Source organism: Caldicellulosiruptor kronotskyensis 2002, from assembly GCF_000166775.1.
GTDB classification, from domain to species: Bacteria; Bacillota; Thermoanaerobacteria; order Caldicellulosiruptorales; family Caldicellulosiruptoraceae; genus Caldicellulosiruptor; species Caldicellulosiruptor kronotskyensis.
Genome location: NC_014720.1, coordinates 209,095 through 226,847, shown reverse-complemented (window position 1 = coordinate 226,847; position 17,753 = coordinate 209,095). Strand labels below are relative to the sequence as shown.

The following is a 17,753-nucleotide window of genomic DNA, read 5'->3' as shown; positions in this document are numbered from 1 at the left end:
ATTTATTGTTAACAGGGGTTAGAAACGCTCTTTTAAAGCCCATATTCTAACCCCTGTTTTTCTTACTTACTAATCAGTAACAAGTGAAGAAACGTTGTTCAGACTCAAAATCTTTTCATAATCATTTGTGTCTTTGCTTCTGCATCTATAAAACTCTACATTCTCACAATTGTTAAGTTCAAAAGCAGCACCTTCCTGTTCCAGTACAGTAACATTCATAAATCTTATGTTCTTTACAGTATTTATGACAAACCCTCTTTTTGCCATGGGGTCTAAATAGCTCATCATAGCAGGAAGCTCAGGCTCAGGGTTTTGCGCCATCTCAACTGTGACATTTGAAAATACAACATCTTCAATTGGCATCTCTGTAAGACCGTATAAAAACCCTGCTGCTGCTCTTGCCTCTCTTACAACCACATCGCTTATATAAATCCTCCTTACAATTGGGGTCGATTCATCAACAGGATAAGGAGATTTGTCCCAAACTCTCTTTTCTTTTCCGCCCTTGCCGCAGTGATAATACATATAAAACGCAAACGGACACATCACATTTTTCATCACAATGTTCGAAACTCTTATATCCTCAACAACTCCTCCACGACCTCGTCTTGTTTTTATTCTTATTCCTCTATCCGTACCTTCAAAAATACAGTTTGAAATAACAACATTCCGAACACCGCCACTCATCTCACTTCCGATAACAACACCGCCATGACCGTGTGCCATTATACAGTTTGTTATTGTAATATTCTCACAAGGTATTCTTTCTTTGCAGTCTTCTGTTCCAGACTTTAGCGTCACACAATCATCACCAACATCTATGTAGCAGTTTGATATTCTGACGCCTTTACATGACTCCGGATTTATCCCATCTGTGTTTGGTGAATCATATGGATTTTGAATCTTTATATTGTGAACTGTAACATTCTGGCACTCTATGGGATTTACCGTCCAGCTTGGAGAGTTTATAATCTTTATTCCTTCGATAGTAACGTTGTTACACCTGTAAAAACAGATAGAACGAGGTCTTGGATATTTTAACTCTTTATTTCTGTGAAGACGCCACCACTTTTCGCCCTGTCCATCAATTGTGCCAAACCCCACTACTGCAACATTTTCTGCATCTTCTGCATATATCAGTGGAGAGTAAACCTGCATCTCTTCGCCTTCCCATCTTGTGTATACAAGTGGATAGTCTTCTTCATCCTGTGAAAATTTCAGCACAGCACCGCTTTCAATATAAAGTGTCATGTTACTTTTAAGATGTAGTGCACCTACATGATAAATACCAGCGGGAACATAAACTGTTCCACCACCGTTTTTTTCACATACCTCAATTGCTTTTTTAAACGCTTCTGTGTCTTTATCTACTCCGTTTCCTTTCGCACCAAAATCACAAACATTGTAAATCATTTTAAACTTTTGCCCTCCTGTTTGACTTTAATCTTTCTGCTAAAAAAGTCTTTCAACCCATGCAGAAGCTTTCAAAAACGCTCCAACACCTTTCAAATCATCTGTTTTTATTGGCTCACTGATGTAATATTCATATGAACCATCTCTGTACGGATTCCCACCAAGCCCTGCAACCATACAAACTCCATTTAAGCTCAAATGTCCATTGTGGTCTTTTTCTAAGAACCTATAAATTATCCCCTCATATGCCCTTTCTAATGCATCTAAGTACTTTGAAGAAAGGTATCCATTGTGTATGCCTTTTGCAAGTGCATATACAAACATACATGATGCCGAAGCTTCTGGATAGTTACCATTTTTACCAATATAGTTTACAACTTGATACCACACACCTGTCTCTGGGTCTTGATACTTTAAAACAGCGTCAATGAGCTGCCTGAATATAGCTAAAATTGTATCTCTTGATTGGTGATTCTGTGGAAGAAAATCGAGAACATCAACTATTGCCATTGCAAACCAGCCAAGTGCTCTTCCCCAGAAATTTGGAGAGCAGCCTGTGATTTTATTTGCCCATTTTTGCTGTCTGCTTTCATCCCAGCCGTGATAATGAAGACCAGTCACTGGGTCTTTAGTATGCTTTGCACAAAGAATGACCTGTCTTGCAACATCGTCGAATATCTCTTCTGCTTCATCTTTTCCTATCAAAGTTGCATACTCAGCATAAAATGGCGAACCCATATATATCCCATCAAGCCACATCTGGTGCGGGTATATCTTTTTGTGCCAAAATCCACCTTCTACCGTTCTTGGATGAGTCTTGAGCTGTTCTCTTAAATGCTGAGCTGCTTTTTTGTACTTTTCTTCACCTGTTTTTCTATACAAGAACAATACAGCTTTACCATTGTTTATATGGTCTATGTTGTATTCATCAAGAGAATATTTTTTTATGCTTCCATCTTCTTTGACAAAATAGTCCATATTTTTCTTTATGTATTTAAAATATTTCTCATTTTTGGTGTTTTCATAAATATATTCTAAACCTTTGAACACAACACCATAGTCATATTGCCATTTATCAATAAGATCTGGAAACTTAAAAAGTACACTATCTGCCATTTTGACAGAATAGTTTTCTTTTGCGAGCTGTTTTAATTTTTGCATATAACCCACGTCCTTTCTTAGCGAATAAGTGAAAAGATAATAATCAGAATTAAAATATCATTTGAATTTTTGCATTAAATATTGTGCATATTCAATAAATCACTTTTTCAATACTATTTTAATTTGAAAGCTAAATGATTTCATCAAGAAAATATTAATGTTGACATGAAAATATTAACATATGAACAAAACATGCTCTCATAAAATATACAAGGAAAATTTTAAACTCATATTGACAATTTTAATGATAGACCATCATTTTTTTAGAATCCTATCTCAAAAGGCACAATAATAATATTTATACGTCCTTCGAATTTCATTCCATGGTTGATTATGGTTATATAGTTGCACATCCTTGCTTTTATTTGACAGTCCATGCAGTATCCTGTTTCAATACATGGTGTTTTGTGATTATTTCTTTTAGAGTTCATGGGTGCAATCTTTTTCAATCTTTTGAACGCCTCATCAAGGTCTTCTACAACTTTGTTAACTCCAGCAACAATTATTACTTTTTTTGGCCCAAATATCATAGCAGATACTCTGTTGCCCGAACAATCAACATTTACAAGCTCACCATTTTTTGTTATTGCATTTGTTGAAGTGACAAGTACATCTGCCAAAAGCGATTGTCTAAAAAGTTCTATCCTTTCTTCAGCAGTCATTGGTTTGTATCTATCAAAAAGTTTATATGGACCGTTTCTGAATATTTCAATAAGTCCAAGCTCTTCTATTGTAACAGAACCCCCGAGGGCAATACTTGAACCCTCGGGGATAAGTTCTAAAACCTTATTTTTTGCATCTTCCAAGGTTGGTGCATAAAATGCATTATATTTTTTTCTATTTAGCCTCTCAACAATGTCCTTAGCAATCAGCTCATTGTGCCACATTTTATATTTGTTCATATTAATATAACCCTCCAAAAAATAGTAAAGTTACCTTGCAAGCCAGCCACCATCAACGTTCAAAATACACCCATTTACATACTCTGATGCATCAGATGCCAAAAACACAACAGCACCCTGCAAATCTTCAGGTGTTCCCCATCTTCCGGCAGGTATTCTTGATAATATCTCAGCACTCCTTTGTGGGTCTTCACGGAGCTGTTGGGTATTGTTTGTTGCCATATAACCAGGCGCAATAGCATTTACGTTTATGTTGTACTTTGCCCACTCATTTGCAAGTGCTCTTGTGATACCCGCAACACCGCTCTTGCTTGCAGTGTATGATGGAACTCTAATTCCTCCCTGGAACGAAAGCATAGACGCGATGTTTATTATCTTGCCACCTGTTCCTTGCTTTATAAATTGTCTTGCTGCTGCTTGGCAGAAGAAAAATACTGTCTTGAGATTAATTGCAAGTACATCGTCCCAGTCCTTTTCAGTAAAGTCAATAGCATCACATCTTCTGATAATCCCTGCATTGTTCACTAAAATGTTAAGCTTACCAAACTCCTGAATTGTCTTTTCGATAATCATGTTAATTGGCTCAATGGTCATCAAGTTTGCCTGAATCTCCAAAAACCTTCTTCCAATTGCCTCTATTTTCTGTTTTGTCTCTGTACATGGGACATAATCAACACCAACAATATCAGCTCCAGCCTCAGCCAGTGCAATTGCCATTCCCTGACCTAAACCTGTTGATGCACCTGTTACAATTGCAACTTTGCCATCAAGTTTGAATTTATCAAGTATCATCTTAAAAACACCTCCAAATGTTTTATTTATTTCAATTCCTTCATTGGAACAGGATTGACATCTGAATATGATTGATTTTCGCCTGCCATTGCCCAGATGAATGTGTAGTTTTTAGTTCCAACACCCGAGTGTATCGACCAGCTTGGGCTGATTACTGCCTGTTCATTTCTCACAATAATGTGTCTTGTCTCATTCGGCTCTCCCATCAGATGCAACACAAACGCATCTTCTGGCATGTCAAAATAGAAGTAAACTTCCATACGTCTGTCATGCAAATGGCATGGCATAGTGTTCCACACATTATTTGGCTCTAAAATTGTCATTCCCATTACAAGCTGACAGCTTTTAACCCCGTCTGGATGGATGTATTTGTAGATTGTTCTTTCGTTTGATTCAGAAAGCGAACCAAGATGAGTTGCCTCAGTTTGCTTGATATCAATCTTTTCTGTTGGATACTGTTTATGAGCAGGTGTTGAAACAAAGTAGAACTTGGCAGGATTTGAAGGGTCATCGCTCCCAAATTCAAGTTTTTTAGTGGACATCCCAACATAAAGCCCATCTTTCTTGTCAAGTTCAAACTTTTGTCCATCGGCTATTACATACCCTCTGCTACCTATGTTGATTATCCCAATTTCCCTTCTTTCAAGAAAATACTGAGCACCAATCTGAGAACCATCTTCTAAAACCAAAGCCTCTACTGTCGGCACAGCACTACCGACAATCACCCTGTCAACATGAGTGTAGACCATGTTTATCTTGCCATATTCAAAGAGATTTTCAATCAAAAACTCTTTTCTTATCTGTTCTGTAGTAAGAGCTTTAAACTGGCTTGGATGCATTGCAAATCGAACTTCCATTTTCAAATAACCCTCCCTTGTTTTATCTTTTCATCATACCTGAGCCATCTTGCCAAAGCACCTGTTTTATCTCATCCTCTGTTACAATCAAACTATCTCCTTCAACTGTATGTTTTAGAGCACACATGTATGTGGCAACCTCAAGCATCTGAGTAGTCTCAATGCCTCTTAAAATGCTATATAGCACACCTGCGGTAAAAGCGTCACCTGCCCCTACCCTGTCGACAATTTCTATTTCACGTTTTTCTGAAAATACAATGTTGCCATTCTCATCTTTTGTATAAGCAAAAAAGATGTTTTTAGATGCAGATATACTCCTTCTTGCAGCAAGAATTATTCTCTCCAAGTTTTGGTACTTTGTTTGCAACCTTTCAAACAAAAACTTTTGCCCATCTACAGTCAAATCAATGCCTTCGAAATATTTGTCTTCCATTTCAATCTTTAAAACTCTTCTTACATGCTCTTCGTTTGTAATTAAAATATCAACATACGGCATAAGTTCTGAAATCACTTCATTTGCTCTATCATAGCTCCACAATTTTGACCTGTAATTGATGTCAAACGCCACCTTTGCACCTGCATTTTTTGCAGTTTTAAAAGCCATTTTTAACTCATTTAGCACATTTTGTGATAAAGCTGCAGTGATTCCTGTTGAAAAAAATATTTTGGTCTTTTTTAAAATCTGCTCCCACTCAATATCCCCGGGCTGTATCTCATTTATGGCAGAGTCTGATCTGTCGTACACAACAGAAGATGCTCTCTGACCAACACCCTTTTCAAGAAAATAAATTCCAAGCCTTCTGCCTTTTCTTTTTATATAGCTTGTGTCAACCCCATATCTTCTCAGAAAGTTTATAGTAGCATCTCCAAGAGGATTTTGCGGAAGAAGTGTTACATAGCTTGTCTTCACCCCGATGTTTGACAGAGCAACAACAACGTTTGCTTCAGCACCGCCAAAATTGATGTCAAAACTTGTCGCCTGCACAATCCTCTGATACCCAGGCGGTGAGAGTCTTAGCATTATTTCTCCAAAGCTTGTCACCTCAAACATCTTGCTTATACCTTCCCCTTTGCTATCTTTATTTTTTCAACAAACTGTCTGCACACCTCTTCTACCTTTTCAAAGTCATCATTTTGAGCGTATTTAGTTATATTCCCACCAACCCCTACAGCAAAAGCCCCAGCTTTTATCCATTCATCAACGTTGTCAAGGTCAACACCGCCTGTAGGCATAAGTCTTGCCTGTGGGATCGGTCCTCTGTAAGCTTTTATAATCTTTGGTCCGAAAAGCTCGCCAGGAAAGATTTTTATAACATCTGCACCGCACTCAAGTGCCTCAACAACCTCTTTTATTGTCATAGCACCGGGCATTGAAGCTATTCTGTACCTGTTACAAAGTTTTACCATTTCAGGATTGAGGTATGGGCTCACAACAAACTTTGCACCCGCCAAGATTGCAATTCGAGCTGTCTCGCTGTCAAGGACTGTCCCTGCACCGATTATTATTTTGTCTTCAGAGTATGTTTTTGTAAGATGTCTGATTATCTCATCTGCACCTGGAACTGTAAAGGTGATCTCAATTGCGCTCGCTCCGCCTCTTATGCAAGCCTCAGTTATCTTTAGAGCTTTTTCTTTTGACTCAGCCCTTACAACAACCACAAGCCCATTTTCGTGAATTCTCTCAAGTACCTGTTCTTTTTCCATCGAAGAGCTAAACCCCTTTCATCTTAAGTTTTTATAGTATTTTTAGAACCTGTCTTTTACAAACCCAAGCCTGCTTGAGATTGTCATTGCTGTGTCTACAACCTTTTTTGCATTTTCTTCATCCATTTCAGGCGGCAAAATGTTCACAGGTGCAGAAATGCTTATGGCAGCAATGATCTCATTTCTGTAGTCATAAATAGGCGCAGCAATACATCTGATTGACGGTTGCAGTTCTTGATTATCAACTGCCCAGCCACGCTCTCGTGCAAGTATTATTTCATTTAAAAGAATCTCTGGGTCTGTTATAGTGTTTTGTGTATAGGGCTTGAGTTCAATTGATTTTAGTATCTTTTTGATTTCATGGTCTTGATACTTGCTGAGTAAAACCTTCCCAAGAGCTGTACAATATGCTGGTACTCTTTTACCAATAGACGAATATAGCCTTATTGAGTTTACCTGTTCTACTTTGTCTATATACACAACATCAAACTCATCAAGTATAGCAAGGTGAACAGTCACATTGAGCATCTTTACAAGTTCTCTTAAATATGGATGTGCTTCTGTCTTAAGCTCGATGTTATTGAGATATATGCTTGATATTTCAACAAACTTCACACCGAGCTTGTATCTTAGAGTGTGTCTGTCTTTTTGCACATACCCTCTTTGAAGAAGTGTCTGAAGTATCCTGTGGACTGTTGTCTTGTGAAGTGAAAGCCTTTCAGAAAGCTCACTTACTGTAAGTCCCCTTGGCTCAACAGCCAATGCCTCGATTATTTCAAACGCCCGTTCAACAGACTGTACACTATTTTGCGCCATATTCTACTCTCCTGTTTCGTATTGTGAAATGCTGTTGCGTATTATTCATAAAAATATTATAGCATTATTTTCTGCCTTTTTAAAATAATCGATTTTTTACTTATTTAAATATCCCCCTGCGGGAATAACCTCCTTCCCGCAGGGAAATATTCACCAAAAGAAGATTTTTTATTATTTCTTGTTCAAAACCTCTTTATTGACAAGTGTTCTTGGAACTCTTCCTTCAATGAAATCTACTATATTGTTTGCTGCAAGCATTGCCATGTCAAGCCTTGACTCTTCTGTTGCAGAACCAATATGAGGAAGCATTACAACATTGTCAAGCTCAGCCAGCTCTGGCTCAAACTCAGGTTCTCTCTCATACACGTCAAGTCCTGCAGCATAAATCTTCTTTTCTTTAAGCGCTTTGACTAAAGCCTTTTCATCTACAATTGGTCCACGTGCTGTGTTAATTAAAATTGCCGATGGTTTCATGAGAGAAAATTCTCTTTCACCAATTAAATGCCTTGTCTGTGGTGTGAGAGGTACATGTATTGAAATAAAATCAGCTTCTTTTAAGAGTTCATCAAGCGGCACATACTGGGCACCAAGCTCTTTTTCAAAGTTTTCTTTTCTTTCAAAGTCATAATACAAAATCTTCATATTAAACCCTCTTGACATTCTTGCAAAAGCCTGCCCAATTCTACCTGCACCAATCACACCAAGCGTTTTACCTGTCACACCTTTGCCCAAAAACAGCATTGGTCCCCAGCCTTTGTAATGTCCACCTCTCATAAACTTGTCAGCTTCAACTATTCTTCTTGCCGCAGCAAACAAAAGCGCCCATGCAAGCTCAGCTGTTGCGTTGGTAAGAACATCAGGTGTGTTTGTGACATAAACACCTCTTCTCGTTGCTTCTTCAACATCTATGTTATCGTAACCCACTGCATAGTTTGCAACAATCTTGACATTTGGTGCATGGTCGAAAAACTCTTTGTCAACCTTGTCAACAAGCTGGGTTAAAACTGCATCCTTGTCTTTTATTGCTGACAGAAGCTCTTCTCTTGTCATTGGTCTGTCGTGTGGATTTACTTCAACCTCACCATATTTTTTCAAAAGCTCAATCGCAGGTTCCATTATTCTTCTTGTTACAAGTATCTTCATAATGAATCTCCCTCCCAAAAATATGAATGGTATGTTAAACTTTTATCTCTTGCTTTATCAAACTGCTTTTATAATCTTGCCCATGCCTCATTTAATACACGCTTTGAGCTTGCAAGAACAATCTTCGGGTCTTGCCCTGCCATAGGTGTTACTTCAAAACTCAAAATTGGTCTTTTTGTTGGGTCCATGAACCCTATTTCTTTTAATACTCTTAAAAACTCAATAACCTCTTCAACGTCATTTTCGCCGCCTTCTATTCCAAACATCGGATGCTTGTCACCATATGCAGGGTGGCTTGGGTCTTTTACAACAGCATTCCCAATATGAACATGGGTAAGATAATCTTTCACTGGCAGGAGTGCCTGCTCTGCTGTTTCTCTTGTAAGTGGCAGATGGCTAAGGTCAACAATCAAACCAAAATTATCATATTCTTTTTTGATTCTCTCTGCAAATTTTGCCGCAAGTTCTGCAGGTCCAATCAAGCTTTTTTTGTCTATATCAAAGTCAAACACCTCAAGTTCAATCAAGAAATTGCCTTTTGACTTTGCATAGTCGCAAAGCTGCAAAGTTGTATCAACCAAAGCTTCAAATGCTTCCTCTTTTTTTGCTTCATCATATTGTCTTGACAAAAATCCAAGCCCTTGAGCACCAAGCTCAATCGCCTCGTCAATCCTCTCTTTCAAAAAGTTTATAACCTGTTTTCTTTTTTCTGGGTCCAAATCGTTGGGGTTCTGCCCTGTTCTAAGAAGAGTAGGCTGTGCACCGTACGCAACTGCTATATGTGCATCCTTTAACATCTTTGCTACTCTTTTTCTTACCTCTGGGTCTTTTACCCATGTGATTTCTACTGCATCAAAGTAATCATCTTCTAAGATTATTTTTAAGGTTTCTTCAATTGGTCCTTCTCCACCAATCACCTCTGGAAATGACATGAAATGAATTGTTCCTATCTTAAAATATTTTTTAATTGGCTCGTTCATTCTTCACACCTCCAATAAATTTTTATCTATAAAATGTTGTAACTGCCAAAGATTTTAAGCTTCTTTATAGCTTCGAGCTTTACAATCTCTCTTATCTTTTCAAATATTGCCGGGGTTAAATCTTCAGTTTGTTTTACAAATTCTGGAAGCTGAGCATTTATAGCAAGTGTCAGGTCTGTAAATATATTTACCTTGTTTATGCCATATTCTATACACTTTTTAAAATCAACATCAGAAAGACCAGACCCACCGTGCAAGACTAAATAACAATCAACCCTTTTTCTGATTTCAGAAAGCCTTTCAAAATCAAGCTTAGGTTCGCCTTTATAAACACCATGCACTGTGCCAATCGAAACAGCTAAAGCATCAACCTGTGTCTTTTGAGCAAATTCTTCAGCTTCATCGGGCTTTGTATAAAATTCTGGATTTTTAAAGTCAAAATCTCCTCTTCCCACAACTCCAAGCTCACCTTCAACGCTCACACCAACAGAATGCGCTATCTCAACAACTTCCCTTGTTCTCTTTATATTCTCTTCAAAAGGCAAGCTTGACCCATCAAACATGACAGATGTAAACCCAGCCTTTATTGCTCTCATGATGTTTTTCAAACTCTTTGCATGGTCAAGATGAACACAAACTGGAACAGATGCCCTTTTCGCAAGGAAAATCATGACCTCTGCAATCATTTCAAAATCAAGCCTGTCAACAAATCTGTCAGCAACACCGATAATAATTGGGCACCTGAGCTGCTCTGCAGCATCGATCAGGCCTTCATAAAAATCGGCTGAAAGCCCGTTGAACATCCCCACACCAAACTTTCTTACTTTTGTATAGCTTAAAACCTGATTCAAATTTACAAGCAAAACAAAGACCTCCTACCCATCAATATTGAGAAATTTTTGAATAAAGGTGGGAAACTGAGTTGTAAAGCTGGTTATAAATTTCATATACTCTGTTGTAAATTTCGTAGTTTTTGCTATCTGGCTGGTACTCAAAAAGCACTTCTCTTTTTTCCTCAATTAAGCTTTTCCTTGCACCAATTGCGTATGAAGCAAGAAGCATTGCTCCTTTTGATGCCGCCTCTTGTACTTTCTCAACAACAACAGCCTTTCCCAAAATATCAGCTTTAATTTTGCTCCATACTCTGCTCTTTGCGCCACCCCCCATAGAAACTATATTCTCGGCTTTAAGACCCATAGACTCTAAAATTTCAATACATGCTCTTATCTCATACGAAATTCCTTCAAGCACAGCTCTTGCAATGTCAGCTCTTGAATGTGTCAGCGTCAGTCCAAACAAAACTCCTTTTGCGTCAGGGTTCCATCTTGTTGCGCGTGAACCCATGAAAAATGGCAAAAGTACAACACCGTTTGCGCCAGGACCTGAACTTTCAGCTTCATTGTCAATTAGCTCATAAACATTCTCGCCTTTTTCCTTCTCGCCCCTGTAAAAGTTATCCCTTATCCATCTCAAAATTGTGCCGCTTGTGTTTATCCCCTGCTCAATTAAGTAGTGGTCTCTTATCACATGGCAGGAACATACAACTCTCGGGTCAAGACTTTCTGGCACTTTATTAGATGACATCGAAACATTTGTGGCAGTCCCTGTTGACTCCATAACACGGCTTCCTACAATCCCTGCTCCCAATGCCTCTGAAGGCCTGTCTCCACCACCGCTTACAACTGGTATTCCGTTTTTAAGACCCAAAAATTTTGCAACATCTTCTTTCAAATACCCTATGATTTCATCTGCATAACAAAGTCTTGGAAACTGAGAGGTTTTGACCCCCACAAACTCAAATATATCTTGCCACCACTGTCTTTTGTTTATGTCAAACATCATTGTTCGTGATGCCAATGAATGGTCTGTTGCAGCCTGCCCTGTGAGCATGTATCCGATAAACTCTTTGGGCTGCAGAAAAACATAAGCTTTTTGCAAAATTTCTGGCTGGTGTTTTTTGAGCCATAAAAGCTTTGTTGCTGTAAATGTAGAGTCTGGAATCAAACCTGTGATTTTATGTATTGTTTCTTTTCCAAACTGACGTGAAATTTCTTCGGCTTCGACCCGCGAACGCCTGTCCATCCACGAAATAGCTCTTGATAAGACATTACCTTCCCTATCAATTGGAACAACTGTCTCTCTTTGCGACGAAAGTCCAATTGCTACAATGTCATCTGCTCCTGCTACTTGTACGACCTGCTTGATACCTTCTACTGCTTCTTTCCACCAGTCAAGTGGGTCTTGTTCTGCCCACTCAATCTGAGGCGTGTATGTTGGATACTCCCTGTTTGCTTTTGCCAAGATGTTCCCCTGCAGGTCAAACACTATTACCTTGCAGGCAGTTGTTCCAATATCTATGGTAAGAATCTTTTCCATCTAAGGTTTGCCCCTTTCAACGTAAAAATCTACTCTTTGCTTCTTTTGAAATGGTTATACTACAGTTATCTTCACACCCTTTTGCCTGAAATTTTCTACAAGTTCATCACTTATCTCGCCTGCTGTAATAATTTCAGACACTTTGCTCAATGTTGCAAATGAAACCATTGCATTTTTCTTGAACTTGCTGCTGTCTGCAACAACTATGACCTCTTTGCTGCTATCTATCATAGCCCTTTTTACCTCTGCTTCAAAAACATCAGAGGTTGTAAGTCCTTTTTCAAGAGAAATTCCGCTTGTTCCTATAAAAGCTATATCAGCACTAAACTGCAAAAATGCTTTCTGGGCTTCTGGCCCAACTGTTGAAAAGTTAGAATTTTTCACCTTGCCTCCAACTAAAAATAAATTAATACTGTTATTGGTTATTAGTTCATTTACTATATTTATGCCATTGGTTATCACAGTTATGTGCTGAAAACTCTTGAGTTTTCTTGCTATCTGCTGTGTGGTTGTTCCTGTATCCAGAATTACAACCATACCCTCTTTTATTCTATTTATCGCCTCAAGTGCAATCCTTTCTTTTTCCTGGATAAACTCTTTTGAGCGCTGGGAAATAGGTGGAACTATTGATACCCCTTCTTTTAAAATAGCTCCACCATAATTTTTTTCGATTATCCCTTCCTGCTCAAGTTTTTTCAAATCTCTTCTTATTGTCTCGTCAGATACGTTGAAAATGTTGCAAAGCTCTGTGACAGTCACACTCTTTTTCTCCATCAATATCTCTTTAATTTTTTGCCTGCGCGTTGCCGAAAGCATCTCTCTTCATCACCTATTTCTTACATGTGGATTTGTGTGTCAGCTTATTAATATTCTACTCAATTTTTTGAGGAATTGCAATATAAAATTCAAAATAATTACACAAGATTGGTCAATCACTTTTAAATGAAAAAAATAAAAAAGCAGGCATACGCCCGCTTTTTACTTTATTAATACTGTGCTTGCTATATCTCTACTTTCCAATCTCCAAAAACCTTTTCCTTTGTGTACATCTGAGCTTCGTTCTCATTAAGTTGAGGTCTTTTTGGATTTTGTATTGAGCTTCCAGGACCAAAATTCTTATATTCAAAAAACCTCTCATTTTCTGGGCAAAAACCGTGCATCTCACACCACCCATCAGTGTGAATATGTTCGTCTAAATAACATTCTCTGAACACAACATTTACCCACCTGTTAGGATCAGAAGATGGATGCCATGGTCTTCCAAGGTAGACACACTCTTTTTCTCTTATATTGGATATTAGCTTGCATCTTATAAATAAGAACCCATACTGGCTATCTGGTTTTGTACTTGCTGCTGTAACATACCCTTTTATTTTTCTGTCTTCCCTGTCAAGAGAACATATAACACACTCCTCAAATACAGCTGTTGCTGCACCAAAAATAAAATCTACATCTCCCTCTATGTAGCATCTATAGTAATACTGTCTCCCAAAATCAGCATAAAGAGTATCCTGAGTACTTTTAAAGGCGCAGTTGAAAAACATTAACCTGTCAGCCAATGCTTTTACTGCAACAGCTTGTCTGTGCTCAATCGGAACATTTTTATCAAAACAATTTTCAAATGTAATATTTTCAACAACAAAATCCTCTCCAGATATTGTAAACGCAGCAGTGTTAGAAGTAGATAAAATTCCTCCGTTTTCTGCAGGAAATCCAGCTGCCAAAGAATAAATTACAATAGTATTGTTTCTGTCCTCACCAATTAGCATTACTCTTGACGAATCAATATTTACTTTTTCTCTATAAATTCCATTTCTTATAAACACAGTTTTATATGAAGAGTTTTCTTTCTTGAGTATTTCAGCTAAGCTTTTTAAACTTTTGCAAAAAACTATCCCACCTGCAACATCTTTGTCGCACCCCGCATAGTTCTGGTCAACTATTGCAAACGGTTTTTCCAGATATCTTATACTTTTGTTCAAAACATACTTATTGCCTTCAAGATTTTCACCTTCAATTTGCAAGTGGTTTTTTCCTTCATTTAGCTCAACAACAGCGTCTAAAATCTCATCTTCTCTGATAAATCTTTCTGTCTTAAGCTGTTTGTTGAGAAATATCTTTACAAAAACACTTTCATCTGCCTTGACTAAAACTTTCATATATTTGGATAAAGTAGCATCAGGAAGGTAGTTTTTCAAAGAAAACACTGACTTTTTCACCTCAGCATTTTTATTTGTTAAGAATTCTATAATTTTTTCTTTAAATCTTTCAAGATCAAAAAATTAAGAAAAAGAGACTTTTATTTAGCTTTTGTAATGTTTCTAATAAAGTGTACAAAATAAAAAAGACTGTCGCATATTTTTGACAGTCTTGCATTCTGAGATTAATTATTTATTCTTCATCAAACATAACAATCTTCCTCTTTTTTGAGCCTTCTCACAGCCACAATTTTGTTTCCCTTCTGGTTCTGCTTAACCTTTTCACAAAGTGATGCAACTATCATAAGTCCTCGACCAAACTCATACAAATCTTCTATTTCATCCTTTTCATCGTATGGGGTGTACTCTTTAAATACTCTGTCAATGTCAAAGCCTTCCCCTTCATCCTCAACAACAATGTAACTTAGTTTTTTATCTACTATCCCAACCTTTACCTTTACAGACTTTGAACTGTCCTCCTTATTTCCATGAACCACAGCATTTATTAAAAGTTCATTCACTATAAGTTTGAATTCTAAAAGCTCATCTGCTGATATATTAGTTTCCCTTGTTAAAAATGACAATATCTCTTTTTCTGCTACTTTGACAAGCTGGAGATTACTTGTAAATACAAGCTGTAAAAATTTGTTCTCCATCTCCTCCACGCAACCTTCTTTCCAAAATTTTTATAATATCCATCCAACAAAAATACCACAATCAATCCCTCTTTTGTACCTGAAAAATCTCTTCTACTTGATATATACCCTCAAATATTCTACTTTACACAAACAAACATTAAAACTCACCTATTTTGAAAGCCTATCTTCGCTTTTCTTCAAAGAACCTTTTTAAAAGAAGTCTGCACTCATCTTCACATATTCCTCCTATCACTTCTACCTTATGATTTAAAAAAGGATTTTGTGAAAGATTAAAGCAAGACTCAGCAGCACCCATCTTAAAATCCCTTGCACCAAAGTAAAGCCTCTTTACTTTACTCAAAACTATTGCACTCATACACATAGGGCACGGCTCTTTTGTCACAAACATCTCGCAGTTTCTTAAGTCCTTTGTAGAAAGCTTTGATGTGGCGTCAATTATGGCAAGAATCTCTGCGTGGTAAATAGCCTTTTTACTGTCATTTCTTTTGATGCTAATAATTTTACCATTCTTTACAATGGCTGCAGCAACTGGAATGTCATTTGAACGACTTGCATACTCTATCAGAGTTTTCATCACATTATATATATACATCAACTTATCACCTTTTTCTTTATTAATTCTTAACAAATTTTTTTAAATTTTTTTGTCATCAAAAACTGTCTTTTTAATAATCCAAAACTTAGACACATTCTATATTTTAACCCATCAATTAATTCCCCTCAATACAAACAAACTACTGTGTAAGGACAATCAGGTTTGGATAAAAATAGAAGGTGGCAAATGGGAAATATCTTATGATGGCTTGAAATTAATATTGACAATCTGATTAAAGCTGTATATACTGTATATATACAGTATATAAAAGGGGTAAGAAAAATGTGCTAAAGCTTGTGATTTCGCAAACATCAAACAAACCTATATATGAACAGATAAAAGATCAAATAAAGAAACAGATAATAGAAGGAAGTCTTAAGGCAGGAGAAGCTTTACCATCAATCAGAGTTTTGGCAAAAGAGCTAAATGTCAGTGTCATCACAACCAAAAGAGCATATGATGAGCTTGAAAAAGAAGGTTTTATTGTTACAGTGCCGTCAAGAGGAACATTTGTTGCTGAGATTGATAGAGAAAAAATTTCTAACATAGGCACAAAAGAGATTGAAGAGGACTTGCAAAAAGTTGTCAGGAAAGCAAAGCTTTTGAGAATTGAACTAAAAAAATTGATTGATATGATTGAAAAACTTTATAAAGGAGATGAAGGCTAATATGATTGCTCTTTGTGTCAGAAATCTAACAAAGACATACAAAAACTTTAAGCTTGAAGTTAAAGAGCTTGTTTTAGAAAGTGGCTACATAATGGCACTCTTGGGAAGAAACGGCGCTGGTAAGACAACTTTAATAAAGTGTATTCTTGACCTTGTCAAAAAAGAAAGTGGGGAGGTTTTAATCTTTGAAAAGCCTTTTAACTGTGATGAGGTACAAATCAAACAAAGGCTTGGAATTGTTCTGGAAAATCCAATTGTGCCAGGGTATCTGAAACCGAAAGAGGTAAAAGAGATAATGAAAGCATTTTATAAAACATGGGATGATAAGCTTTACAAAAAACTTTGCGACCTTTTTGAAATTGACCAGAACAAAAAGATTTTCCAGCTGTCAAAAGGAACAGTGATGAAGTTTTCAATTGCCTTGGCTCTATCCTACAGGCCAGACCTTTTGATTTTAGATGAGCCAACATCAGGGCTTGACCCTGTTGCAAGAAACCAGTTTGTTGAGATTTTGCAGGAGTTTGTTCAATCAGAAGAAAAAGCTGTCTTTTACTCAACACATATAGTGTCTGACATTGAAAATGTTGCCGATTTTGTAACAATTATTGATGGTGGCAAGATTGTGTTCAGCTCATCGCGTGAAAGTATTCAAGATGATTACTGCATAGTGAAGGGAGCTGCAAATGAGTATGACAAAATCCCGAAAAGTGCAGTTTTGTCTTTGAAAAAAAGCTCTCTTTCCTTTGAAGCACTGTGCCGCAAAAAAGATTTTAAACTTTTCCAAAATGAATTTGTGGTTGAAAAGCCATCCATTGAAAAGTTCTATGTTATGCTTGTGAGAAGGGATGAGGAGGATGAAGTACTGGAAGTTGTATAAAAATCTTTTTATATACTTTTCACTGAAATGTTGCTGATTACATTTATTTTGGGCATATTGAATAAATTTTTAACTTACTTGAAGATTTTGCTCAAAGTTTTTATACACTGTTAATTATCATAGTTGCTTTTCCAAGTATATTTGATAGTTTGGTGAACGACTTGGATTTTATAGTATTGCTACCTATGAAAAGAATAGGCATTGTTTTTTCTCGATTTTTGAGAAACGTTGGATGTGTATTTTTTCTGACAGTATTTGTTCTTTCCTTGTTTTACTTTATGCTTGGAGAAAACTTCGTTTCAAGTAATGAGGATATCATTGCTTATGGCTTAATATTATTTCTTGTAGGAATTAACAGCACTGCGGTACTTCAACCAGCCTTTATGTTATCTCATGATGCTATGAGAAAAAATGACTTTGCCAAGTTGTTAATAATGTTTTTCATCAGGATGTTGTTAATCTTTGCCGCTTCTTTGCCTTTGATTATTTTCTTCTTAAAAAATCATGTGTTTTCACTTTTTGTAATTTTAATTATGTATACTTTCATATTAACAGTTGTTTCTCTCTTTATTTCTTACAAGCTTCTTGTCAAAAAAGAATTTTAAGAAAATT

19 protein-coding genes are annotated in these 17,753 nt (G+C 36.9%); 3 read left to right on the top strand and 16 right to left on the bottom strand.

What is annotated here, in order from left to right:
• Positions 1-69 precede the first annotated feature (69 nt).
• From CALKRO_RS00760 to CALKRO_RS00685, 16 genes are all read right to left on the bottom strand, one after another.
• Complete coding sequence (locus tag CALKRO_RS00760) at positions 70-1,413, bottom strand: glycoside hydrolase family 28 protein (RefSeq protein ID WP_013429225.1); 1,344 nt, start codon at positions 1,411-1,413, stop codon at positions 70-72.
• A 39-nt stretch (positions 1,414-1,452) separates the two neighbouring features.
• Entirely contained in the window at positions 1,453-2,574 is a 1,122-nt protein-coding gene (locus tag CALKRO_RS00755) for a glycoside hydrolase family 88/105 protein (protein WP_013429224.1), read from the bottom strand.
• Between the two features lie 263 nt (positions 2,575-2,837).
• Positions 2,838-3,476, bottom strand: a complete 639-nt coding sequence (locus tag CALKRO_RS00750; protein WP_013429223.1) for a lactate utilization protein — start codon at positions 3,474-3,476, stop codon at positions 2,838-2,840.
• 30 nt (positions 3,477-3,506) lie between these two features.
• Complete coding sequence (gene kduD, locus CALKRO_RS00745) at positions 3,507-4,268, bottom strand: 2-dehydro-3-deoxy-D-gluconate 5-dehydrogenase KduD (RefSeq protein WP_013429222.1); 762 nt, start codon at positions 4,266-4,268, stop codon at positions 3,507-3,509.
• A gap of 26 nt (positions 4,269-4,294) precedes the next feature.
• Positions 4,295-5,125 carry a 5-dehydro-4-deoxy-D-glucuronate isomerase gene (gene kduI, locus CALKRO_RS00740; RefSeq protein WP_013429221.1) on the bottom strand — a complete coding sequence of 277 codons (831 nt, stop codon included), beginning with the start codon at positions 5,123-5,125 and terminating at the stop codon, positions 4,295-4,297.
• Positions 5,126-5,147: 22 nt separating this feature from the next.
• Positions 5,148-6,176, bottom strand: coding sequence for a sugar kinase (locus CALKRO_RS00735; protein ID WP_013429220.1), 1,029 nt, complete (start codon positions 6,174-6,176; stop codon positions 5,148-5,150).
• Positions 6,177-6,181: 5 nt separating this feature from the next.
• Positions 6,182-6,829, bottom strand: a complete 648-nt coding sequence (locus tag CALKRO_RS00730; protein WP_013429219.1) for a bifunctional 2-keto-4-hydroxyglutarate aldolase/2-keto-3-deoxy-6-phosphogluconate aldolase — start codon at positions 6,827-6,829, stop codon at positions 6,182-6,184.
• Between the two features lie 42 nt (positions 6,830-6,871).
• Positions 6,872-7,645 carry an IclR family transcriptional regulator gene (locus CALKRO_RS00725; RefSeq protein WP_013429218.1) on the bottom strand — a complete coding sequence of 258 codons (774 nt, stop codon included), beginning with the start codon at positions 7,643-7,645 and terminating at the stop codon, positions 6,872-6,874.
• Positions 7,646-7,816: 171 nt separating this feature from the next.
• Positions 7,817-8,788 (bottom strand): glyoxylate reductase, encoded by a 972-nt coding sequence (gene gyaR / locus CALKRO_RS00720; RefSeq protein WP_013429217.1) that lies wholly within the window; start codon positions 8,786-8,788, stop codon positions 7,817-7,819.
• 68 nt (positions 8,789-8,856) lie between these two features.
• A complete protein-coding gene (locus tag CALKRO_RS00715) occupies positions 8,857-9,768 on the bottom strand; it encodes a sugar phosphate isomerase/epimerase family protein (RefSeq protein WP_013429216.1) in 912 nt (303 codons plus the stop codon).
• A 26-nt stretch (positions 9,769-9,794) separates the two neighbouring features.
• Positions 9,795-10,631, bottom strand: a complete 837-nt coding sequence (locus tag CALKRO_RS00710) for a class II fructose-bisphosphate aldolase (RefSeq protein WP_013429215.1) — start codon at positions 10,629-10,631, stop codon at positions 9,795-9,797.
• 19 nt (positions 10,632-10,650) lie between these two features.
• Positions 10,651-12,144 (bottom strand): xylulokinase, encoded by a 1,494-nt coding sequence (xylB, locus tag CALKRO_RS00705; RefSeq protein WP_013429214.1) that lies wholly within the window; start codon positions 12,142-12,144, stop codon positions 10,651-10,653.
• A 54-nt stretch (positions 12,145-12,198) separates the two neighbouring features.
• Positions 12,199-12,960 (bottom strand): DeoR/GlpR family DNA-binding transcription regulator, encoded by a 762-nt coding sequence (locus CALKRO_RS00700; RefSeq protein ID WP_013429213.1) that lies wholly within the window; start codon positions 12,958-12,960, stop codon positions 12,199-12,201.
• A gap of 185 nt (positions 12,961-13,145) precedes the next feature.
• Positions 13,146-14,351, bottom strand: a complete 1,206-nt coding sequence (locus CALKRO_RS00695) for a pectinesterase family protein (protein ID WP_013429212.1) — start codon at positions 14,349-14,351, stop codon at positions 13,146-13,148.
• 194 nt (positions 14,352-14,545) lie between these two features.
• Positions 14,546-14,998: an ATP-binding protein gene (locus CALKRO_RS00690; RefSeq protein WP_013429211.1), complete on the bottom strand. Its 453-nt coding sequence runs from the start codon at positions 14,996-14,998 to the stop codon at positions 14,546-14,548.
• Between the two features lie 163 nt (positions 14,999-15,161).
• Complete coding sequence (locus CALKRO_RS00685) at positions 15,162-15,593, bottom strand: nucleoside deaminase (RefSeq protein ID WP_013429210.1); 432 nt, start codon at positions 15,591-15,593, stop codon at positions 15,162-15,164.
• Between the two features lie 287 nt (positions 15,594-15,880).
• Here CALKRO_RS00685 and CALKRO_RS00680 point away from each other — a divergent pair, with 287 nt between their 5' ends.
• The 3 genes from CALKRO_RS00680 (at position 15,881) to CALKRO_RS00670 (ending at position 17,746) form a co-directional block, all read left to right on the top strand.
• Positions 15,881-16,264, top strand: a complete 384-nt coding sequence (locus tag CALKRO_RS00680; RefSeq protein WP_013429209.1) for a GntR family transcriptional regulator — start codon at positions 15,881-15,883, stop codon at positions 16,262-16,264.
• Between the two features lies 1 nt (position 16,265).
• Positions 16,266-17,141, top strand: a complete 876-nt coding sequence (locus tag CALKRO_RS00675) for an ABC transporter ATP-binding protein (RefSeq protein WP_013429208.1) — start codon at positions 16,266-16,268, stop codon at positions 17,139-17,141.
• A gap of 161 nt (positions 17,142-17,302) precedes the next feature.
• Positions 17,303-17,746: a hypothetical protein gene (locus tag CALKRO_RS00670; protein WP_041741474.1), complete on the top strand. Its 444-nt coding sequence runs from the start codon at positions 17,303-17,305 to the stop codon at positions 17,744-17,746.
• Positions 17,747-17,753 lie beyond the last annotated feature (7 nt).